Origin of the sequence: Nocardiopsis sp. FIRDI 009, from assembly GCF_003386285.1 — a bacterium.
Classification (GTDB): domain Bacteria; phylum Actinomycetota; class Actinomycetes; order Streptosporangiales; family Streptosporangiaceae; genus Nocardiopsis.
The window spans coordinates 186123-205036 of sequence record NZ_QPNC01000006.1 but is presented as its reverse complement, the minus strand read 5'-3'; the positions used below and the strand labels follow the sequence as shown (position 1 = coordinate 205036).

Below are 18914 nucleotides of genomic sequence, written 5' to 3'. Positions count from 1 at the left end.
GCGAGACATGCCCGAATTCACCAGAAGGGGCGGCATCAGGGCGGTAGCCGGTGTCGCTGCCGGTTCCGTAGTCCTTCCTGCGGTCCCGGGGAGGGCGGCTGCGGAGGTTCGAATCGCAGACCATGTCCTTTATTGGAACAAGGTCCTCATCGGTGCGTTCCGTAAAATACCCGGAGGTCCCGGTCGGATTTCCCGTGCCGGGGCCATGATGAATCTGGCGATATATGACGTCGTCGGTTCCGTCGAGTCCTACGGAATGATCTATCTGACCGACACGAGCGATCTGGTCGGAGGGCGGGAGGGCGCCCTGGACCCGGCGATCGACTACGCCGCACACGAGACGTTGGCGGCCCTTTTCCCTCGTCTGGATTTCTCCGACGACCTGCGTGCCGCCCTGGGGACGTACCGCACGGGTTCGCGCGATCACGACCTGGGTCGGCGGGCCGGGCTCCGGACCGCGCGGGCCATGATCCGCCACCGTGAGGACGACGGCTGGGACCGCACCGTCGAGTACGTGCCGGTCCTCAGGCCGGGCCACTGGCGGCCGGACCCGAGTGTTCCCGTCGTTGAGCCGCACTGGGGCAGGGTCCGGCCGTTCGTACTCGGGCACGGCTCGCAGCTACGCCCGGAACCTTGGGGCGGGTACGAGAACACGAGGAAGCGCCTGGCCAGTGAACGGTACGCCGAGGAGGTGGAGCTGGTCCGAACGCTCGGAGGCGCCCACTCGGCCGAGCGCACGCCCGACCAGACGGAGATGGCCCGTTTCTGGGCCAACGACCTGGACGGCACCTACAAGCTGGGCCAGATGTACGAGCACACGGGCATCCTGGTGCGGACCCACCGGCCGGACGCCGACACCACGGACGTCGCCCGCCTCTTCGCCCTCCAGGCGGTGGCGATCGCGGAGGCGGTCATCACCGCCTGGGACGCCAAGTTCGAGACGGAGGTGGACCACTGGAGGCCCCACCACGCCATCAGGATGGCGGATACGGACGGTAACTACCGTACCTCGCCCGACCCGGACTGGCAGCCGTTGTCCGCCGACGTCGACGGCCGCCACTTCGCCCCGAACCATCCCTCCTACCTCTCCGGCCACGCGTCCGTGGCGGGGGCCTGGGCGGGGGCGGTCTCCCACCACTTCGGCACCGCCGACCTCGACTACGTGGCCACGACCGACGATCCGCACGCGGTGGGGGTGACCCGACATCTGCCGAGCATCACCGCGGCCGCCCAGGAGGTGGCGGACGGTCGACTCTACGCCGGAGTCCACTACCGGCTGACGAACGAGCGTTCCCTGGAGCACGGATACGAGGTGGCCGAGCACGCCGTCCGACGTCTGGTGTGACCTGGTTTCCGCCGTGACGGAGGCGAAGGCCGCACCGGACCCCGATCCGGTGCGGCCGACCGCGCCCCCTCACCCGAGGGCGGCGAGCTTGCCCTCCAACACGCCCCGCTCCCGCTCGTTGCCGCACAGTTCCACCGCGCGCTCCAGCTCGGCGCGGGCCTCCTCGGTCCGCCCCAGCCGGGTGAGCAGCTCGCCGCGCACGGTCGGCAGCAGGTGGGTCCTGGCCAGCGTCCCGGATGCGGCCAGTTCGTCCACGATCGGCAGCGCCGCGCCCGGCCCCCGGGCCATGGACACCGCCACCGCCCGGTTGAGGTCGACCACCGGTGACGGCGCGAGCCGCCCCAGCGCCTCGTAGACGAGCACGATCCGCTCCCAGTCGGTCTCCCCGACCGATCCGGCGACCGCGTGGCACTCCGCGATCGCCGCCTGCAACCCGTACGCGCCCAGACCCCGGCCACACCGCTCCGCGTGGGCCAGGGCGGCGCGCCCCCGGCGGATCGCGGACCGGTCCCACCGGCGCCGGTCCTGGTCCTCCAACAGCACCGGCCGCCCCTCCGCGTCCGTGCGGGCGGGGAAGCGCGCCGCCGTCAGCTCCAGCAGCGCCAGCAGGCCGTGCGCCTCCGGCTCGTCCGGGACCAGCCGGGACAGCATCCTGGCCAGGCGCAGGGCCTCGGAGGCCAGGTCGAACCGGATCAGCTCGCCGCCGGAACTCGCCGAGGAGCCCTCGGTGAAGATCACGTACACCACGTTGAGCACCGAGCCCAGCCGCGCGGCGCGCTCCTGGGCGGGCGGCGGCCCGAACGGCACCCGCGCCGCCCCGAGGGTCTTCTTCGCCCGGGTGATCCGGACCTGCACCGTCGCGGTCGGGACCAGGAACGCCCGGGCGATCTCGTCACTGCTCAGACCGCCGACCACCCGCAGCGTGAGCGCCACGCGGGCCTCCCGCGACAGCACCGGGTGGCAGGCGACGAACATCAGCGACAGCACGTCGTCGTCGATCCGGTCCGGGTCCCACAACACGTCCCGATCCCTCTCCTCCGGGGCGGTGGGAACCGGGCCCGAGGCGATGCCGCCCTCGTCCAGCTCCCGGGCGAGGGCGGCGTACCGTTCGTCGCGGGCGGCGCGCCGACGGAACGCGTCGATCGCGCGCCGCCGCCCGACGGTCAGCAACCATCCCGCGGGACTGCGGGGCACGCCCTCGCGCGGCCAGGTCACCAGCGCCTCGGCCAACGCCTCCTGGGCCAGGTCCTCGGCCAGCGCGAAGTCCCCGGTGTAGCGCGTCAGGGCGCCGACGATCCGCGCGGACTCGATCCGCCAGACGGCGGCGACGGCCTCGCGGCCCGTGGGGTCACTCATGTCCGGTCCGTCCGATCAGAGCTGGCCCGTGGCCTCGCGCCACGCGCGCTCCTTCTTGATCCACTCGTTGTCCTGCGGGAACTCGTCGATCGTGGTGACCCGGCGGATCTCGGTCCTGAAACCGGGACCGGCGAGCGGGATCCGCTTGGCCCACTCGATCGCCTCCTCCTTGGAGGCCACGTTGAGGATGTAGAACCCGCCGAACAGCTCCTTGGTCTCCCCGTACGGGCCGTCGGTGACCACCGGGGGCTCGGAGGAGGTGTCCACGACCACGCCCTCGGCGGGGTCGGACAGGCCCTCCGCGGCGAGCAGGACACCGGCCCGGATCAGCTCGTCGTTGAACCTGCCGACCTTCTCCAGAATCTCGTCGAAGTCGACGTCCCCCATCTTCTCCATGGCCTCGTCGGTCGCGCGCATGATCAGCATGTACTTCACGGCTCTGTACTCCCTGGGATGTCCGGGCTCCTCCGTGGAACCCTCTCATCCGTAGGTCGAACCGGGTCGACGCGGATCGACACGGCCGTCGGACTTTTTTCGCGGACCTTCGTGGCGTCCGGAGGGCTTTCCCGACAGGGGTGGCGCTGCTACGTTCGCGGCGGGGCCGCGCGCCCCGGCCAGAGTCGCCGGAACCGGAGGCGGGAAAACGTGTCAGCACAGCCGGAGGGTGTGGTCAAGGCCGCGGACGGCGTCTACTTCGTCGGCGGAGCCCATGTCAACTGGGTGATCCTGGAGGAGGGCGACGACCTCACCCTCATCGACGCGGGCTATCCCGGTGACGCCGACGCCGTGGAGGGGTCGATCCGCCACATCGGCCACCGTCCCGAGGACGTGCGGGCCGTCCTCGTCACCCACGCCCACGTCGACCACATCGGCTCCCTGCCCCGCTTCACCGCACGCTACGGCACCCCCGTGTACACGGACCCCCGCGAGGTGGCCCACACCGCCCGCGAGTACATCGAGCAGGCCACGCCCGGCGCGGTCCTCTCCCACCTGTGGCGCCCCGGGGTGGCGTCGTGGACCCTGCACGTCCTGCGGTCGGGCGGTACCAGCAGGGAGCCCGTGCGCGCCCTGCCCTTCCCGGACGAGGGACCGCTGGACCTTCCCGGCCGCCCTGTCCCGGTCCCGACCCCCGGCCACACCTCCGGTCACAGCTGCTACCACCTGCCCTCGGTGGGCGCCGTCGTCACCGGGGACAGCCTGTGCACCGGCCACGCGATCTCCCGGCTGACCGGTCCCCAGGTGCTCCCGTCGATCTTCCACCACGACCGCGACCGGATGCTGGCCGCGCTCGACACGATCGCCGGACTGGACGCCGACCTCCTGCTGCCCGGACACGGGCCGCTCACGCGCACGCCGACGGCCGAGGCGGTCAGGGCCGCCAGGGCCGGTGCCGCGCGGACGTGGTGAGAGGGGGCGGCGGTCGCGGTCCAGGACGGAGCGCGTGACGGCGCCGGGCACGCCACCGGCCTCGCTGATCCGGGGGATCGCGGATTCGGCACCGGCCGCCCGGGGCGCTCCCCGGCAGTCGGCGGGGCCGGTCCGCGGGTACGGGTGACCCGGCCGGAGCGGTCCGGGACCCGCCGCGCGCGTGTACACCGACGCCGAACGTGAGCGGCGGTGGATCGGGTCAGCCGTTGAGGCTGTACGGCTCGTAGCCGAACCAGCCGAACTCCGCGGACGGCTCGGGCACCCAGGCGTAGGTGGTGACCGCGAGCAGCAGGAACAGCGCGCCGACGAGCACCGTCGCCGCCGCCACCCAGCGTGCCGAGGCCCGCGTGTGCGCCCCGCTCCGGAACAGGGAGACCGCCCCGGAGAGGACGGCCAGGGCGCTGAGCCCGCCCGCCACCGTGATCTCGGAACCGGTGCCGGCGGGTGCCGAGACCGCGCCGCCGAGCACGAACCAGCCGAAGAACTCGAAGAGCCGCGAGTTGATGATGACGGGGGACAGCAGGAGCAGACCGACCACGGCGAAGGTCTCGGCGGAGAAGACACCGCCCAGGGTGGAGGCGGGCGGCAGGGGCGTGCCCATGAGGAAGTCCTCGCTCGCGTCCCCGTTCTCGGCGCCGTCGGCCCCGGCGCCCGCCGACGCGGTCCCGTCTCCGGCGTCCTTCACCGTGGCCCCGGCTCCGCGTCCGTCCCCGGCGGCCTCCCCGGTCGGCGCGGTGGACTTCTCCGCGTTCGCCTCGGCGGCCTCGGCGGGCGCGTCCCCGGAGGCGTCCGTGCTGGGTTTGTTGTCGTCGTGGGAGGTACTCACCGCGCCAAACTACCCCGCGCGTCTCCCCCGGCGCGGACTCACCAACCCGCACCCCGTGGCCACTTCCGGCCATGTGGTGCGCATCGGGACGATACGGAGAAAAACAATCACACGTGCTTGTTTTTTCGTGTGTTCGGTGTCACTCTCGATCCATGACTGCGACACCAGCGCCCCCGCTGCGCGTCGGGAACGCCTCCGGTTTCTACGGCGACCGCTTCTCCGCGGTCCGCGACATGCTCACCGGCGGCCCCCTGGACGTCCTCACCGGGGACTACCTGGCCGAGCTGACCATGGCGATCCTGGGCCGCGACCAGCTCGCCGACCCGGGCCGCGGCTACGCCAGGACCTTCCTGAGCCAGATGCGCGAGTGCCTGTCCCTGGTCATGGAGCGCCGGATCCGGGTGGTCGCCAACGCGGGCGGGCTCAACCCGCGCGGCCTCGCCGACCGGCTCACCGAACTGGCCGACCAGTGCGACCTGGCCCCCCGCATCGCCGTCGTCACCGGCGACGACCTCCTCCACCGCGCGGAGGAGCTCAACCTCGGCACCCCCCTGACCGCCAACGCCTACCTGGGCGCCTTCGGCATCGCCGCCTGCCTGGACGCGGGCGCCGACATCGTGGTCACCGGCCGCGTCACCGACGCCTCCCTGACCGTGGGCCCCGCCATCTCCCACCACGGCTGGACCCGCGACGACCTCGACGCCCTGGCCGGAGCGACCGTGGCCGGACACGTCATCGAGTGCGGCGCCCAGGCCACCGGAGGCAACTACGCCTTCGCCGCCGACCTGCTGCGCCAGGGCCGCGACCTCGACCGCCCCGGATTCCCCCTCGCCGAGATCCACGCCGACGGCGGCGCGGTCATCACCAAGCACCCCGGCTTCGGCGGCGCCGTCACCACCGGGACCGTCACCGCCCAGCTCGTCTACGAGATCGCCGGACCCCGCTACGCCGGGCCCGACGTCACCGCGCGGCTGGACACCGTCCGGCTCGACCAGCAGGGCCCCGACCGGGTCCGCGTCAGCGGCGTACGCGGGGAGGCCCCGCCCCCCGACCTCAAGGTGGGACTGACCAGCCTCACCGGTTTCCGGGGCGAGGTCGAGTTCCTCATCACCGGCCTGGACGCCCAGGACAAGGCCCGCCACGCCGAACGCCAGATGCGCGCCGCCCTCGCCGGACGCAGGCCCGGCGAGCTGCACTTCGAGTTCACACCCGCGCGCGACCCCCACGCCGCCGACCAGGACTCCGCCACCGCCCGCCTGCGCGTCGTGGCCCGCGACCACGACCCCGCCACAGTCGGCCGCTCCTTCGGCGCCACCGCCGTCGAACTGGCCCTGGCCAGCTACGCCGGGTTCCACCTGGCCGCGCCGCCGCGCGACGCCCGCCCCGACGGGGTCGCCATCACCCAGGCGCTGGTCCCCGCCGCCGAGGTGGAGCACACCGTCATCCTCCCCGACGGCGACAGCGCGCTGATCCCGCCGCCTGACCGCACCCGCGCGCTCCTCGACCTCCCCGAACCCCCGCTGCCCGAACCCCTGCCCCCGCACCCGGTGCGGCTCGCCCCCCTCGGGCTGGTCCTGGGCGCCCGCAGCGGGGACAAGGGCGCCGACGCCAACGTGGGCGTGTGGGCCCGCACCGATCCGGGATGGCGGTGGCTCGCCCACGAACTCACCGCCGACCGCCTGCGCGAACTCCTCCCCGAGACCGCCGACCTCAAGATCACCCGCCACGCGCTGCCCAACCTGCGCGCCGTGAACTTCTGGATCGAGGGCCTGCTCGCCCCCGGCGCCCCCCGACGCGAGGGGCCGGACCCCCAGGCCAAGGGGCTGGGGGAGTGGCTGCGGGCCCGACGAGTACCGATCCCCCGACCGCTGCTGGAGGAGGGGGACGCGCTGTGAGCACACCCTCCCGCCCCGCCCCGCCGCCCCCGCCGGGCACCTCCGGCACGGTCCTGCCCACCCGCCTGGACACCGCCGCGCCCGCCTTCGCCGAGGCCCGCGGGGCCATGCTGACCGCCCTCGCCGAGATCGACGCCGAACACGCCAAGGCCGTGGCCGGGGGCGGACAGCGCTACGTCGACCGCCACCGGTCACGGGGCGGCCTGCTCGCCCGCGAACGGATCGAACTCCTCCTGGACGAGGGCAGCCCCTTCCTCGAACTGTCCCCCCTGGCCGCCTGGGGCAGCGACTTCCACGTCGGCGCCAGCGTCGTCACGGGCGTCGGGGTCGTGTCCGGCACCGAGTGCGTCATCGTGGCCAACGACCCCACCGTGCGCGGCGGCTCCAGCAACCCGTGGACGCTGCGCAAGTCGGCCCGCGCGGCGCAGATCGCCGAACAGAACCGGATGCCGCTGATCAACCTCGTGGAGTCCGGCGGCGCCGACCTGCCCACCCAGAAGGAGATCTTCGTCCCCGGCGGACGCACCTTCCGCGACCTGACCCGCCTGTCCGCCGCCGGGGTGCCCACGATCGCCCTCGTCTTCGGCAACTCCACCGCCGGGGGCGCCTACATCCCGGGCATGTGCGACCACGTGGTCATGGTCCGCGACCGCTCGAAGGTGTTCCTCGGCGGTCCGCCCCTGGTCAAGGCGGCCACCGGGGAGGAGAGCGACGACGAGTCCCTGGGCGGCGCGCGCATGCACGCCGAGGTCTCCGGCCTCGCCGACCACCTCGCCGAGGACGAACGCGACGCCCTGCGTATCGGCCGCCGCGTCGTCGCCCGCCTCAACCGGACCAAGGCCGGCCCATCCCCCGCCGCGCCCGCCCCCGAACCCCGCTACCCGGCCGAGGAGCTGCTGGGCGTCATGCCGCCCGACCTCAAGGTCCCCGTCGACCCGCGCGAGGTCATCGCCCGCGTCGTCGACGGCTCGGTCCTGGACGAGTTCAAACCCGCCTACGGCCCCGGCCTGGTCACCGGATGGGCCACCCTGCACGGCTACCCGGTCGGGATCCTGGCCAACGACAACGGCGTCCTGTTCAGCGCCGAGGCGCAGAAGGCCGCCCAGTTCATCCAGCTCGCCAACCGGGCCGACACACCCCTGGTCTTCCTGCACAACACCACCGGCTACATGGTCGGCCGCGAGTACGAGCAGGGCGGCATCATCAAGCACGGCTCGATGATGATCAACGCCGTCTCCAACAGCACCGTCCCGCACTTCTCCGTGCTCATCGGCGCCTCCTACGGAGCCGGGCACTACGGCATGTGCGGCCGCGCCTACGACCCCCGGTTCCTGTTCGCCTGGCCCAGCGCCCGCTCGGCCGTCATGGGGCCGCGCCAACTGGCCGAGGTGCTGTCGATCGTCGCCCGCCAGTCCGCCGCCCGGAAGGGCCAACCCTACGACGAGGACCAGGACACCGCGATGCGCGAGATGGTCGAGCGGCAGATCGAGGCCGAGTCCCTGCCCCTGTTCCTGTCCGGCCGGGTCTACGACGACGGCGTCATCGATCCCCGCGACACCCGCACCGTCCTGGGCCTGTGCCTGTCCTTCGCGCACAACGCCCCCGTCCGGGGCGCCGACCGCTTCGGCGTCTTCCGGATGTGACCCCGGACGTGGAGAGGAGACCCGACGTGCACCGCCCCGAACCGCCCTCACCCCGGGCCGCACCGAGCCCCGTCCCGCCCCCCGCCACCCCCGTGTCCACCCTCCTGGTCGCCAACCGCGGCGAGATCGCCCGCCGCGTCCTGCGCACCTGCCGCGTCCTGGGCATCGCCACCGTCGCCGTCCACGCCGACACCCCCGCCGAGGCCGCCGCCGCGCACGTGGCCGAGGCCGACACCGCCGTGCGCCTGCCCGTTCCCGACGGCGCCGGACCGGCCGCCGCCTACCTCGACCCCCGCGCCCTGGTCGACGCCGCCCGGACGGCCGGAGCCGACGCCGTCCACCCCGGCTACGGCTTCCTCTCCGAGAGCGCCGACCTCGCCCGCGCCGTCACCGACGCCGGACTCACCTGGGTCGGCCCACCTCCCGACGCCATCGCCGCCATGAGCTCCAAGACCCGCGCCAAGGACCTCGCCCACCGGGCCGGGGTCCCCGTCGCCGCCGCCCTGGCCCCCGACGACGTCACCGCCGACCACCTGCCCGTCCTCGTCAAGGCCGCCGCCGGGGGCGGCGGCCGCGGCATGCGCGTCGTCCGCGACCTCGTCGACCTGCCCGGCGCCGCCGCCTCCGCCCGCGCCGAGGCCGCGGCCGCGTTCGGCGACCCGACCGTCTTCTGCGAGCCCTACGTCGACCACGGCCGCCACGTCGAGGTGCAGATCCTCGCCGACGCCCACGGCACCGTGTGGGTCGTGGGCGAACGCGACTGCTCCGTCCAGCGCCGCCACCAGAAGGTGATCGAGGAGGCCCCCGCGCCCGGACTCCCCGACCCCCTGCGGACCCGCCTGCACGAGGCCGCCCGCGACATGGCCCGGGCGATCGGCTACACGGGCGCCGGAACCGCCGAGTTCCTCGTCCCCGTCCGTGACGACGGCCCCGGTGACCCGGTCTTCCTGGAGATGAACACCCGCCTCCAGGTCGAGCACCCGGTCACCGAGTGCGTCACCGGCCTCGACCTGGTCGAGTGGCAGATCCGCGTCGCCGAGGGCGAACCCCTGCCCGACTCCGGCCCACCCGCCCCGCGCGGCCACGCGATCGAGGTCCGCCTGTACGCCGAGGACCCGCGCCGGGACTGGCGGCCCCGGACCGGGGTGCTGCGCTCCTTCGACGTCCCCGGCGTCACCGCAGCCTTCACCCCGCTCACCGCGCCCGGGGTGCGCCTGGACAGCGGCGTCGAACCCGGCGACACCGTCGGCGCCGACTTCGACCCCATGCTCGCCAAGGTCATCGCCTACGGCCGCGACCGCCGCGACGCCCTGCGCCGCCTGTCCGCGGCCCTGGCCACCGCCCGGATACACGGTGTGGGCACCAACCGCGACCTGCTCGTCCGCGCCCTGCGCCACCCCGCCTTCACCGACGCCGACCACTCCGACCCCGCCCGGCGGGCCCGGCTCACCACCGGCTACCTCACCGGCGACCGGCTCACCGCGCTCGCCCAGCCGCTCGCCGACACCGACACCGCGCACCTGGCCGCCCTGGCCGCGAGCCTGTCCGCGACCGAGGCCGCCCGAACCCGCACCCCCGTCCCCACCGGGATCCCCGCCGACTGGCGCAACCTCCCCGCCCACCCGCGCACCCGCTCCTACGTCCGCGCCGGAGACGGCGGAGCACCCGTCACCGCCTCCTACCGGTCCGTCCGCGGGACCCACGTCCCCGAACGCGCCGACGTCCGCGTCCTGTCCGCCGCACCCGACCTGGTGGTGCTGGAGGTCGACGGCCTGCGCCGCCCCTTCACCGTCCACCGGTACGACGGCGACCCCGACGTCCACGTCGACTCCCCCCAGGGCTCGGTCACCCTCACCCCGGTCGACCCCCTGCCGGCCCCCGAGGCCGCCGTCGACCCGGGCGCGCTGCCCGCGCCCATGCCGGGCACGGTCACCGCCGTGGACGTGGCCGTGGGGGAGAAGGTGCGCGCGGGGCAGACCCTGCTGCGCCTGGAAGCCATGAAGATGGAGCACCGCGTCACCGCTCCCGCCGCCGGTGCCGTCCGGGAGCTCCCGGTCGCGACGGGACAGCGGGTGCCCGCCGGGGCGCCCCTCGCCGTACTCGACTACCAGGACCACGAAGGGACCGACACGTGACCGGGGCCATGACCTTCGACGAACCGTCCGAACGCCGCGAACTGCGCGCCGCCGTCGCCGCGCTCGCCGACAAGTACGGATCCGACTACTACAGATCCCGCGCCCGGGAGGGCGCCTACCTCACCGAGCTGTGGGAGGAGGCCGGACGCCTCGGCTACCTGGGCGTCAACATCCCCCAGGAGTACGGCGGCGGCGGAGGCGGCATCGGCGACCTGGCCGCCGTCCTGGAGGAGTTCGCCGCCGCCGGGTGCCCCACCCTGATGATGGTGGTCTCCCCGGCCATCTGCGGAACCGTCCTGTCCCGCTTCGGCACCCCGGCCCAGCGCGACCGGTGGCTGCCCGGCCTGGCCACCGGCGAGGCGATCATGGCCTTCGCCATCACCGAACCCGACGCCGGTTCCAACGCCCACCGCATCACCACCACCGCCCGCCGCGACGGCGACGGCTGGGTGCTCAACGGCCGCAAGACCTTCATCTCCGGAGTGGACGTGGCCGACGCGGTCCTGATCGTCGGCCGGATCGAGGACGAGGCGACCGGCCGCCTGAGCGCGGCGCTGTTCGTCGTGCCCACCGACACCCCCGGGTTCGAGGCGCGCCCGATCGAGATGGACCTGGTCAGCCCGGACCACCAGTTCCAGCTGTTCATGGACGACGTCCGCCTGCCCGGCGACGCCCTGGTCGGCGACCCCGAGGCGGGGCTGCTCCAGCTCTTCGCCGGGCTCAACCCCGAGCGGATCATGGCGGCCTCGATGGCCACCGGGAGCGCCCTGCACGCCCTGGGCAAGGCGGTCGGCTACGCCAGGGAGCGCACGGTGTGGCGGGACACGCCCATCGGCGCCCACCAGGGGCTGGCGCACCCGCTCGCGCAGGTCAAGATCGAGACGGAGCAGGCCCGGTTGATGACCCAGCACGCCGCGCTCCGCTACGATTCCGGCGACGACGCGGGGGCGGGGGAGGCGGCCAACATGGCCAAGTACGCCGCCGCCGAGGCGTGCGTGCGATCGGTCGACCAGGCGGTGCAGACCCTCGGCGGGAACGGCCTGGCCAGCGAGTACGGACTGGGCGCGGCCGTCGTGGCCGCGCGCCTGGCCCGGATCGCCCCGGTCAGCCGGGAGATGGTGCTCAACTACGTGGCCCAGCAGTCCCTCGGCCTGCCCAAGTCGTACTGACCGGACCGACCGCGCGCCGCCCCCGTCCGGGGCGCGGCGCGCACACCTGGGGGGACGCCACGTGGGCACCGAGCTCGACCGGGAGCCGCGACAGGAACGCAGCCGGGCCACCCGGGCGCGGCTGCTGGACGCGGCCGTGCGCTGCCTGGCCGAGCGCGGTGTGGCGGGGGCGACGGTCGGCGCGGTCGCCGAGGCGGCCGGGGTGTCCCGGGGGGCCGCCCAGCACCACTTCCCCACCCGCGACGACCTGTTCCTGGCCGCGCTCGACCGGATGGTCGACAGCCGCGGCGAGGAGCTGCGGCGCGGCGCCGCCGCCGTTCCCGAGGGGCCCGGCCGCACCGAGGCGGTCGTGCGGATGGTCGTGGCCGCCTTCAGCGGAGAGGACTTCCACGCCGCGCTCCAGCTGTGGGCGGGAGCCGCCAGCGACCCGACCCTGCGGGACCGGATCATCCCGATGGAGGAACGGGTGGGGCGCCAGATCCACCGGGCGGCGGTGGAGCTCCTGGGGGCGGACGAGTCGGTCCCGGGGGTGCGGGAGGCGGTGCAGGCGACGCTGGACCTGGCGCGGGGGCTGGGCCTGGCCAATCTGCTCAGCGACGACAGCGCACGTCGGCGGGGGATCGTGCGGCAGTGGGCGCGGATGCTCGACCAGGCGCTGGGGCGGAACTACGGGTGAGCGCTCGGCTTCGCGCGGCGTGCGGGCGCTCGCGGATGTCTATCATCGGAAGCGATCGGGTGTGACCCGACTCAGGCGCATACGGGGACGAGACCGGACGGACGGTGTGACGGTGGGTGCGGAATCGGGCCGGGACCTGCCCGGCCTGGCCAGGCAGGCGGTGGACGCGTTCGCGGAGAGTGCCGCACGGCGCAGGGATCGCGACGCCCTGATGGACACCGCGTTCGCCGCGCTCTTCGAGCTGTACCGGGCCACCACGGCGGCCGAACGCGCCTCCCCGGCGGGACGGAACTTCAACTCGACCCTGGCCGAGCTGCTGGTCAGCGGGAACAACCCCGACCGGCTCAGCCTGTACGTGGTGCGCACCCAGACAGCGGCGGAGAACGGTCGGCACGAGGGCTACCGGCCCGCCTGCTGGCGGCGGTCGATGCTCCAGCTCCTCGGTGACGAGTTCGTTCCCTGGGACCGGTTCCTGCGCCCGGTGGACCTGGAGGCCATCCCGCGCATCGACGACGCCCTGGTCGCGGTGGCGGCCGAGGCCAGCCCGGTCAGCGGCGAGGAGGTGCCCGCCTGGGTGCCCGAGACGCACTGGTGGTGGTGGGAACCGGCCCGCCAGGCCGCGGCGGACGGCGCCGACCGGGCGGACAGCGGCCCCCTCGGCGCCGTCGTGGGCGAGTAGATTCGGGCGTCCCCTCACCCGGCCTCGGCCCGCTCGGCCCGTTCGTCCCGTGCGGTGGCGATCCGGCGCTGGATGACGTCCCGGCAGGTGCCCAGCGCCCGAGCCAGCGCGTTCAGACTCTCCCCGGCCTCGTGACGGGCGAGGATCTCGGCGTCGGACACCCCCAGGTCCCGACGCGGGCGGCCGATGCGCGCCCTCGGCCCGGTCTGGACCCGGCGGGCGCGCTGCCGCGCCTTGCGCCGCCGCTGGCGCAGCAGCTTCATCGGGTTCTGGTGCCGGGCCCCGGGGCGGTCGGCGCCCCACAGCCGTGAGGGCTGCTCGTGTTCGTGCCACAGGGCGAGGAACCGGTGGCGGGCACGGGTGAGCGCGGAGCAGAACGCGCCGTCGGACAGGTTCAGCGAGCGCGCGGCGGCGGTGCGGTCGCCGTGTTCCGCGAGGGCGCGCAGGGCGTCGCGCTGGGTCGGGGTGAGGGCCCGCCAGATCTGGGCGAGGGCGAGCCGGTCCACGATCAGGTCCTCGTGTCCGTGGGTGGGTGCCGAGGCGCTGGTCCAGTACCGGAGGAAGGCGCGGGAGAGGACGGACTGGTCCTGTCCGCCGAAGCCGTGTGCCCGCAGGTCCTGGTAGTGCTGGGCCTTCATGGCCTTCCAGCCGATCGCGATGAGTTCGGTCTCCTCGGGGCGTTCGTGCGTGAGGTGGAGGTGTTCGGTGATCGCCTCCCACGCGGTCTCGGCGCGGTGGGTCATCTCCATGCCGTTGACCCAGTTGCACTCGCGGGCCGCCCAGACGGCCAGGGCGTTGACCTGGGTGGCGGTGTAGCCGTGCGCGACGTGGTCGTCGACGGCGGGACGGGGGAGGAGCGGGCCGAATTCGTTGGACCCGGTGGGAGGCTTCATCGGATGCCTCCCCCAGATATCGGCCGACCGGACGACCGGAAGTCTTTCTGTGTCCGAAATTGGCTGAATTGCTGCGCCATGTCTGGCTCCTCGGTAGCGAAAGAATCAGATGATGTGGTGCGCTCCAAATTGTGCTCTCCATGCTTGGAGAGGGGATCTGGAGGCTGTTCACCTGTTCTGAGTCTTCGAGGAGCCTTGCCTCAGGGCAAGAGTTACCTCACTTCTGGAGGGAGAAGTAGCAGACCCCTACTCAACTGTGCTTGATCTGTGGTTCTCTACTTCCATGGTGGAGCGACGCATTACTGTATGGCGGGAATTCGGGTCCGAGATCAGGCGGCTTCGTCTGGAATCAGGGATGAATCTGGAACGGCTGGCGCCACAGGCCGGTCTGTCTCCCCAGATGCTCGGGGCGATGGAGCGGGGGACACGAAGGACAAAGGAGGACGTAGCGAAGCGGCTTGACGCCTTCTTCGCTACCAACGGGGCGCTCATGAGGCGTTGGTCGCAAGCAGTGCGAGGCGAGGGCGACCCGGACTGGTACGAACAGGTGACTGAGTCGGAGGAGAATGCGACCGAGATCCACATGTACCACCCGAACCTCGTTCCGGGGCTCTTGCAGACTGAGGCGTACGCGCTTGTGGTCTTCCGTGATGATGGCCCCTTGGACTCCCCTGAGGAGCACAAACGCCTCGCGCAGTTGCGGGTGAAGCGGTTGGATGCCTTGGTGGAGGTGAACAACCCCAAGCTCTTGGCGGTGATCCCGGAGAACGTCGTCCGTGCTCGGGTTGGTGATGAGGAAGTGATGCGCGAGCAGCGTGCACACCTGGTGCGTCTGGCAGAATCCGAGAGGCTGAGGTTGCTGGTGGTGCCTGTGGGAACCCCCTACCTCGGAGGATCATCCGGTCCGTTCCGTGTGATTATGTCCGAGGATGGCCCACCCATCGTCTACGCAGAGCACTCCGGTGGCGGTGTGATCATCGACGATAGCCAGGAGGTGGCTCGTCACCAGGCGGTCTACCGAGAGCTCCTGTCGTGGGCGCTTCCTCCTCTGGCGTCGATCGACCTGATTCGCCGCATGAACGAAGAGGATGAACATGGCTGAGAACTGGCACAAGTCGAGCTATAGCGGTGCACGGGGTGACTGTGTAGAGGTGTGCGAGGCCCCGGATGCAGTGAGGATGCGTGACACACGGAACCGGAGCCTTGGACACCTCGCCTTCCCAGGTGACCAGTGGGCGGCTCTTGTTCGGAGCCTACGAGAGGACTGACGATGGCTGAGAACTGGCACAAGTCGAGCTACAGCGGCGGACGAGGTGACTGCGTGGAGGTCTGTGAGGCCCCGGATGCGGTGAAGGTCCGGGACACGCAGAACCGGAGCCTCGGGTACCTCAGCTTCCCGGGCTCGCAGTGGGTTGCCCTCCTCCACGGCCTGCGCGACGAACGAGCCTGACCCCTCCCAAGAACCGAACCGGCGGCGTGCACGATCGCGTGCACGCCGCCGGGCTCAGCGTCCGTTGACGCAGGCATCGAACCCCGTCAACACCGCCGCGAGCTTGTCCCCATGACCCGCCGCTACGAAGAGCTCCTTCACCTCTTGCTTGAGAGTCTCCTTGGACTTTTGCGTGAGACCCTGGGCCTGCGCATCCTCCAGGAGCATCAGGGTTCTGTTCGTCGTTTCCGCGTCGACCGCATTTCCGGCCAGCACATCCCGGGCGCAACCACGAAGCACCTCATCCTGGCTGGTGTCCGAGGCTGCCGCGGAGCCTCCCCACAGAAGTGCCGACGCCGCTGTGAGCGCGGTGGTGAGCGTGGCGAGCCGACGTCCGGATGTCATGCGGGTCCCCCTGGATCATGTTCGTTCTGGTGTCGGCAGCGTAGAGCACGAAGATCGGAATCGAATGGCGGAACGCGGAAACCGAAACGAATTCGCCATCTGAACCAGGTCCAATCGCGGCCAATGCAAACAAACCGTTCCGAGGATGGATTTGGCATACCGAACGAACCCCTGGGCCACCTGGCCCCGGGCTGGTTCCGGGTGGCCCGCACGCCGCCGTCATGTCTGGAAGCTGGGGCGGGTTCACCGCCGGGCGGCGATGAGCCCCCGGTACCAGTCGAACGAGTCCTTGGGCGTCCGCCGTTGGGTCGCGTGGTCCACGTGCACCAGCCCGAACCGCTGGTGGTAGCCCTCCGCCCACTCGAAGTTGTCCGTCAGCGTCCACACGAAGTACCCGCGCACGTCCGCGCCGCGCTCCCGCGCCCGCTCCACCGCCGCGACGTGGCCCTCCAGGTAGGCGATCCGCTCGGGGTCGTGCACGCGGCCCTCCGGGGTGACCGCGTCCGCCTGTGAACATCCGTTCTCCGTGACGTACAGCGGCGGCAGTGCGTCCCCGTACCGTTCACCGAGCAGGAGGAGCAACCGCTCCAGCCCCTCCGGCACCACCGGCCACCCGAACGCCGTGGTCGGCACACCGGTGATCTCCGCGAAGTCGAACGGCAGCCCCGAACCCTCGGCGGGAGCGGCGATCCGGGACGGGTTGTAGTAGTTCACGCCCAGACCGTCCACGCTGTCCGCGATCAGTTCCAGGTCCCCGTCGCGCACCCCCGGCACCTCACCCGCCCCGAACGCCGACAGGTCCGGGTAACCGCCGCAGAGGAGGGGGTCGGTGAACAGCCGGTTGTGCAGGGCGTCGTAGGCGTCGGCCGCCGCGCGGTCGGCCGGGGAGCCCGAGGCGGGCTCGACGGGGGAGTAGTTGTTGGTGAGCAGCACCTCCAACCCCCGCGACCGCAGCTCCCGCGCCGCCAGCCCGTGCGCCAGCAGCTGGTGGTGGGCGACCGCCAGCGCGTCCGGCACGTCGAGGGTCCTGCCCGGGGCGTGGATTCCGAACGCGTGCCCGTAGGCCATGTGCACGACCGGCTCGTTCAGCGTGATCCAGCGCCGCACACGGTCACCGAGCGCGTCGGCGGTGGCGGCGGCGTACGCGGCGAACGCCTCGGCGGTGGCGCGCGCCGACCAGCCGCCCGCCTCCTCCAGCTCCACCGGAAGGTCCCAGTGGAACAGGGTCGGCACCGGCTCGATCCCCCGCTCCAGCAGGGCGTCCACCAACCGGTCGTAGAAGGCCAGGCCGGGCTCGTTCACCGGCCCCCGGCCCCGGGGGACCACGCGCGGCCAGGAGACCGAGAACCGGTAGGCGGTCACCCCCAGCCGACCCAGCAGCTCCACGTCCTCGGCCCACCGGCGGTAGTGGTCGCACGCCACGGCCGGGGTGTGCCCGTCGCGGACGGCGCCCGGGCGTTCGTGGAAGGCGTCCCAGATCGACGGGGTGCGCCCGTCCTCATTCAGGGCGCCCTCGACCTGGAGCGCGGCGGAGGCGACGCCCCACAGGAACGGTGACGGCACGGTGGTGTCCTTCCTCGTCGGGTGCGGACTCACGCCACACCCCGGATCTTCCAGACGAACGCGGCGCCCAGCAGGGTGAGCACGCCGCACACGGTGTACAGCACCGGGTATCCGCCCAGGTACACGACGATCGGACCGGCCAGCGCGGGCGCGATCACCTGGGGTCCGGCGCTGGCGATATTGACGATCCCCAGGTCCTTGGCCCGCCCGTCGGCGCTCGGCAGCACTTGGGTGACCAGGGCGTTGTCCACGGCCAGGAACACCCCGAACCCCACCCCCAGCACCACCGCGCCCACCAGGCTCATCGGCCAGGTGGGGAACGCGGCGAGCAGGAACGCGGGCAGCGCCATCACCCCGCCGGACAGCGCGACCATGCCCCGGCGGCGGCCGGTCCGGTCCGAGACCAGCCCCGCCAGCACGGTCGTGGTCACGACCGCCGCCGTGTAGACGAGGATGAGGACCAGCAGCCCGTCCGCCGCCGACGAGCCGGGGAAGAGCTCCTCGTAGCCGACCCCGTCGCGCAGGAAGTACAGCAGGTACAGCGTGAACATGGCGTTGCCGGTCTGCATGAGGAACCGGGTCAGCCAGGCCCAACCGAAGTCGGGGTGGCGGCGGGGCGAGACCCACAGCCCCCGAAGGAGGTCGCCCCACGGCGGGCGGGCCGAGCGCGGCAGCGGGGGATCGGGGGCCAGGAGGGCGAACGGCAGCGCGCAGACCACCAGGAGCACACCGATCAGGGTGTAGCCGGGCGCGGTGCCGCTGACCACCGTGGTCACCAGCAGCACCGCGACCACCACCCCGGCCGACTGGGGGATGCCGATCCACCCCGACACCGCGCCGCGCTGGCGCACCGGCACGTGGTCGGGGACGGCGGCGAGCAGGGTCGCGTTCAGGCAGGCCAGCGCGCCCTGGATGAACGACCACCCGACGAGCACGCCCGCCACGGTCTCCTGCCCCCCGAGCGCGACCAGCCCGATCGCGCCGAGCACCGCGCCCGCCACGACCCACGGTCGGCGGCGTCCGAACCGCCCGGTGGTGCGGTCCGACAGGGCACCGGCCAGCGGGGTCGCGGCCACGGCGATCGCCGCGCCGACCCCGGTCACCCAGGCGAGCGCGGTCTCCTTGGCGTCGGGTGCGATGAGGGCGATCTGCTCGGGGAGCAGCACCTGGAGCGGGCCGAAGAACGCCATCCACATGCCGAGGTTGGCCAGGCAGATCCCGGCCACCCAGGGGGCGCGCACCGGCCGCGTGGGCTCGGTCAGCGCGGCGGGAACGGGGGAGTCGTCCTCGGGCGGGCCGTGGCCGGAGGGATCGTGGTCAGGGGAGGGGGATCGCGCGGGGGGTGTGCGCACGGACGACCTACCTAACGTGAATTTCCTTCATGTTAGGCGGGTCACATGTCCTGGAGGAAGCCCCGGGCGCACGGAAGTCCCCGGGCTTTCGAGTCGAGTTCTTGAAGCGGGTGAGTAGGG

At 72.7% G+C, this 18914-nt stretch carries 18 protein-coding genes; 11 read left to right on the top strand and 7 right to left on the bottom strand.

The features are described 5' to 3' along the window. Positions 1–205 precede the first annotated feature (205 nt). Entirely contained in the window at positions 206–1345 is a 1140-nt protein-coding gene (locus tag DVR05_RS04225; RefSeq protein WP_198659032.1) for a vanadium-dependent haloperoxidase, read from the top strand. 69 nt (positions 1346–1414) lie between these two features. Here the strand turns inward: DVR05_RS04225 and DVR05_RS04220 are convergent, their stop codons facing one another. Further along, positions 1415–2701 (bottom strand): RNA polymerase sigma factor, encoded by a 1287-nt coding sequence (locus DVR05_RS04220; protein WP_116244480.1) that lies wholly within the window; start codon positions 2699–2701, stop codon positions 1415–1417. Between the two features lie 15 nt (positions 2702–2716). Then, the gene (locus tag DVR05_RS04215; protein WP_116244479.1) at positions 2717–3136 is read right to left on the bottom strand and encodes a YciI family protein; all 420 of its coding nucleotides are present in this window, start codon (positions 3134–3136) and stop codon (positions 2717–2719) included. Positions 3137–3346: 210 nt separating this feature from the next. Between DVR05_RS04215 and DVR05_RS04210 the strand changes: the two genes are divergently transcribed. Then, a complete protein-coding gene (locus DVR05_RS04210) occupies positions 3347–4108 on the top strand; it encodes an MBL fold metallo-hydrolase (protein ID WP_116244478.1) in 762 nt (253 codons plus the stop codon). Between the two features lie 220 nt (positions 4109–4328). On the opposite strand, the gene DVR05_RS04205 is transcribed toward DVR05_RS04210, so the two are convergent. Beyond that, positions 4329–4955 carry a hypothetical protein gene (locus tag DVR05_RS04205; RefSeq protein ID WP_116244477.1) on the bottom strand — a complete coding sequence of 209 codons (627 nt, stop codon included), beginning with the start codon at positions 4953–4955 and terminating at the stop codon, positions 4329–4331. Between the two features lie 152 nt (positions 4956–5107). Here DVR05_RS04205 and DVR05_RS04200 point away from each other — a divergent pair, with 152 nt between their 5' ends. The 6 genes from DVR05_RS04200 to DVR05_RS04175 all read left to right on the top strand — a co-directional run bounded on the left by DVR05_RS04200 (position 5108) and on the right by DVR05_RS04175 (position 13152). Then, positions 5108–6850: an acyclic terpene utilization AtuA family protein gene (locus tag DVR05_RS04200; RefSeq protein WP_116244476.1), complete on the top strand. Its 1743-nt coding sequence runs from the start codon at positions 5108–5110 to the stop codon at positions 6848–6850. A gap of 107 nt (positions 6851–6957) precedes the next feature. After that, positions 6958–8493, top strand: a complete 1536-nt coding sequence (locus DVR05_RS04195) for an acyl-CoA carboxylase subunit beta (protein WP_232831978.1) — start codon at positions 6958–6960, stop codon at positions 8491–8493. Positions 8494–8519: 26 nt separating this feature from the next. Then, the gene (locus DVR05_RS04190; RefSeq protein WP_116244474.1) at positions 8520–10628 is read left to right on the top strand and encodes a biotin carboxylase N-terminal domain-containing protein; all 2109 of its coding nucleotides are present in this window, start codon (positions 8520–8522) and stop codon (positions 10626–10628) included. Next, the gene (locus DVR05_RS04185) at positions 10625–11797 is read left to right on the top strand and encodes an acyl-CoA dehydrogenase family protein (protein ID WP_116244473.1); all 1173 of its coding nucleotides are present in this window, start codon (positions 10625–10627) and stop codon (positions 11795–11797) included. Before DVR05_RS04190 ends, DVR05_RS04185 begins: the two co-directional genes overlap by 4 nt. 61 nt (positions 11798–11858) lie before the next feature. Next, positions 11859–12473: a TetR/AcrR family transcriptional regulator gene (locus tag DVR05_RS04180; RefSeq protein ID WP_116244472.1), complete on the top strand. Its 615-nt coding sequence runs from the start codon at positions 11859–11861 to the stop codon at positions 12471–12473. 106 nt (positions 12474–12579) lie between these two features. Then, complete coding sequence (locus DVR05_RS04175) at positions 12580–13152, top strand: hypothetical protein (protein ID WP_116244471.1); 573 nt, start codon at positions 12580–12582, stop codon at positions 13150–13152. Between the two features lie 14 nt (positions 13153–13166). On the opposite strand, the gene DVR05_RS04170 is transcribed toward DVR05_RS04175, so the two are convergent. Next, positions 13167–14045 carry a hypothetical protein gene (locus DVR05_RS04170; RefSeq protein WP_116244470.1) on the bottom strand — a complete coding sequence of 293 codons (879 nt, stop codon included), beginning with the start codon at positions 14043–14045 and terminating at the stop codon, positions 13167–13169. A gap of 283 nt (positions 14046–14328) precedes the next feature. Between DVR05_RS04170 and DVR05_RS04165 the strand changes: the two genes are divergently transcribed. The 3 genes from DVR05_RS04165 to DVR05_RS04155 are packed head-to-tail and all read left to right on the top strand — an operon-like array spanning position 14329 to position 15495. Further along, positions 14329–15147: a helix-turn-helix transcriptional regulator gene (locus tag DVR05_RS04165; RefSeq protein ID WP_116244562.1), complete on the top strand. Its 819-nt coding sequence runs from the start codon at positions 14329–14331 to the stop codon at positions 15145–15147. Further along, a complete protein-coding gene (locus DVR05_RS04160; protein WP_369974495.1) occupies positions 15134–15313 on the top strand; it encodes a DUF397 domain-containing protein in 180 nt (59 codons plus the stop codon). Before DVR05_RS04165 ends, DVR05_RS04160 begins: the two co-directional genes overlap by 14 nt. A 2-nt stretch (positions 15314–15315) precedes the next feature. After that, positions 15316–15495 carry a DUF397 domain-containing protein gene (locus tag DVR05_RS04155; protein WP_116244468.1) on the top strand — a complete coding sequence of 60 codons (180 nt, stop codon included), beginning with the start codon at positions 15316–15318 and terminating at the stop codon, positions 15493–15495. A 54-nt stretch (positions 15496–15549) separates the two neighbouring features. Here DVR05_RS04155 and DVR05_RS26490 read toward each other — a convergent pair whose 3' ends face one another. The 3 genes from DVR05_RS26490 to DVR05_RS04145 all read right to left on the bottom strand — a co-directional run bounded on the left by DVR05_RS26490 (position 15550) and on the right by DVR05_RS04145 (position 18794). Beyond that, positions 15550–15879: a hypothetical protein gene (locus tag DVR05_RS26490; RefSeq protein WP_157982381.1), complete on the bottom strand. Its 330-nt coding sequence runs from the start codon at positions 15877–15879 to the stop codon at positions 15550–15552. Between the two features lie 243 nt (positions 15880–16122). Next, the gene (locus DVR05_RS04150) at positions 16123–17442 is read right to left on the bottom strand and encodes a GH1 family beta-glucosidase (RefSeq protein ID WP_116244467.1); all 1320 of its coding nucleotides are present in this window, start codon (positions 17440–17442) and stop codon (positions 16123–16125) included. Between the two features lie 29 nt (positions 17443–17471). After that, the gene (locus DVR05_RS04145; RefSeq protein ID WP_116244466.1) at positions 17472–18794 is read right to left on the bottom strand and encodes an MFS transporter; all 1323 of its coding nucleotides are present in this window, start codon (positions 18792–18794) and stop codon (positions 17472–17474) included. Positions 18795–18914: the final 120 nt, after the last annotated feature.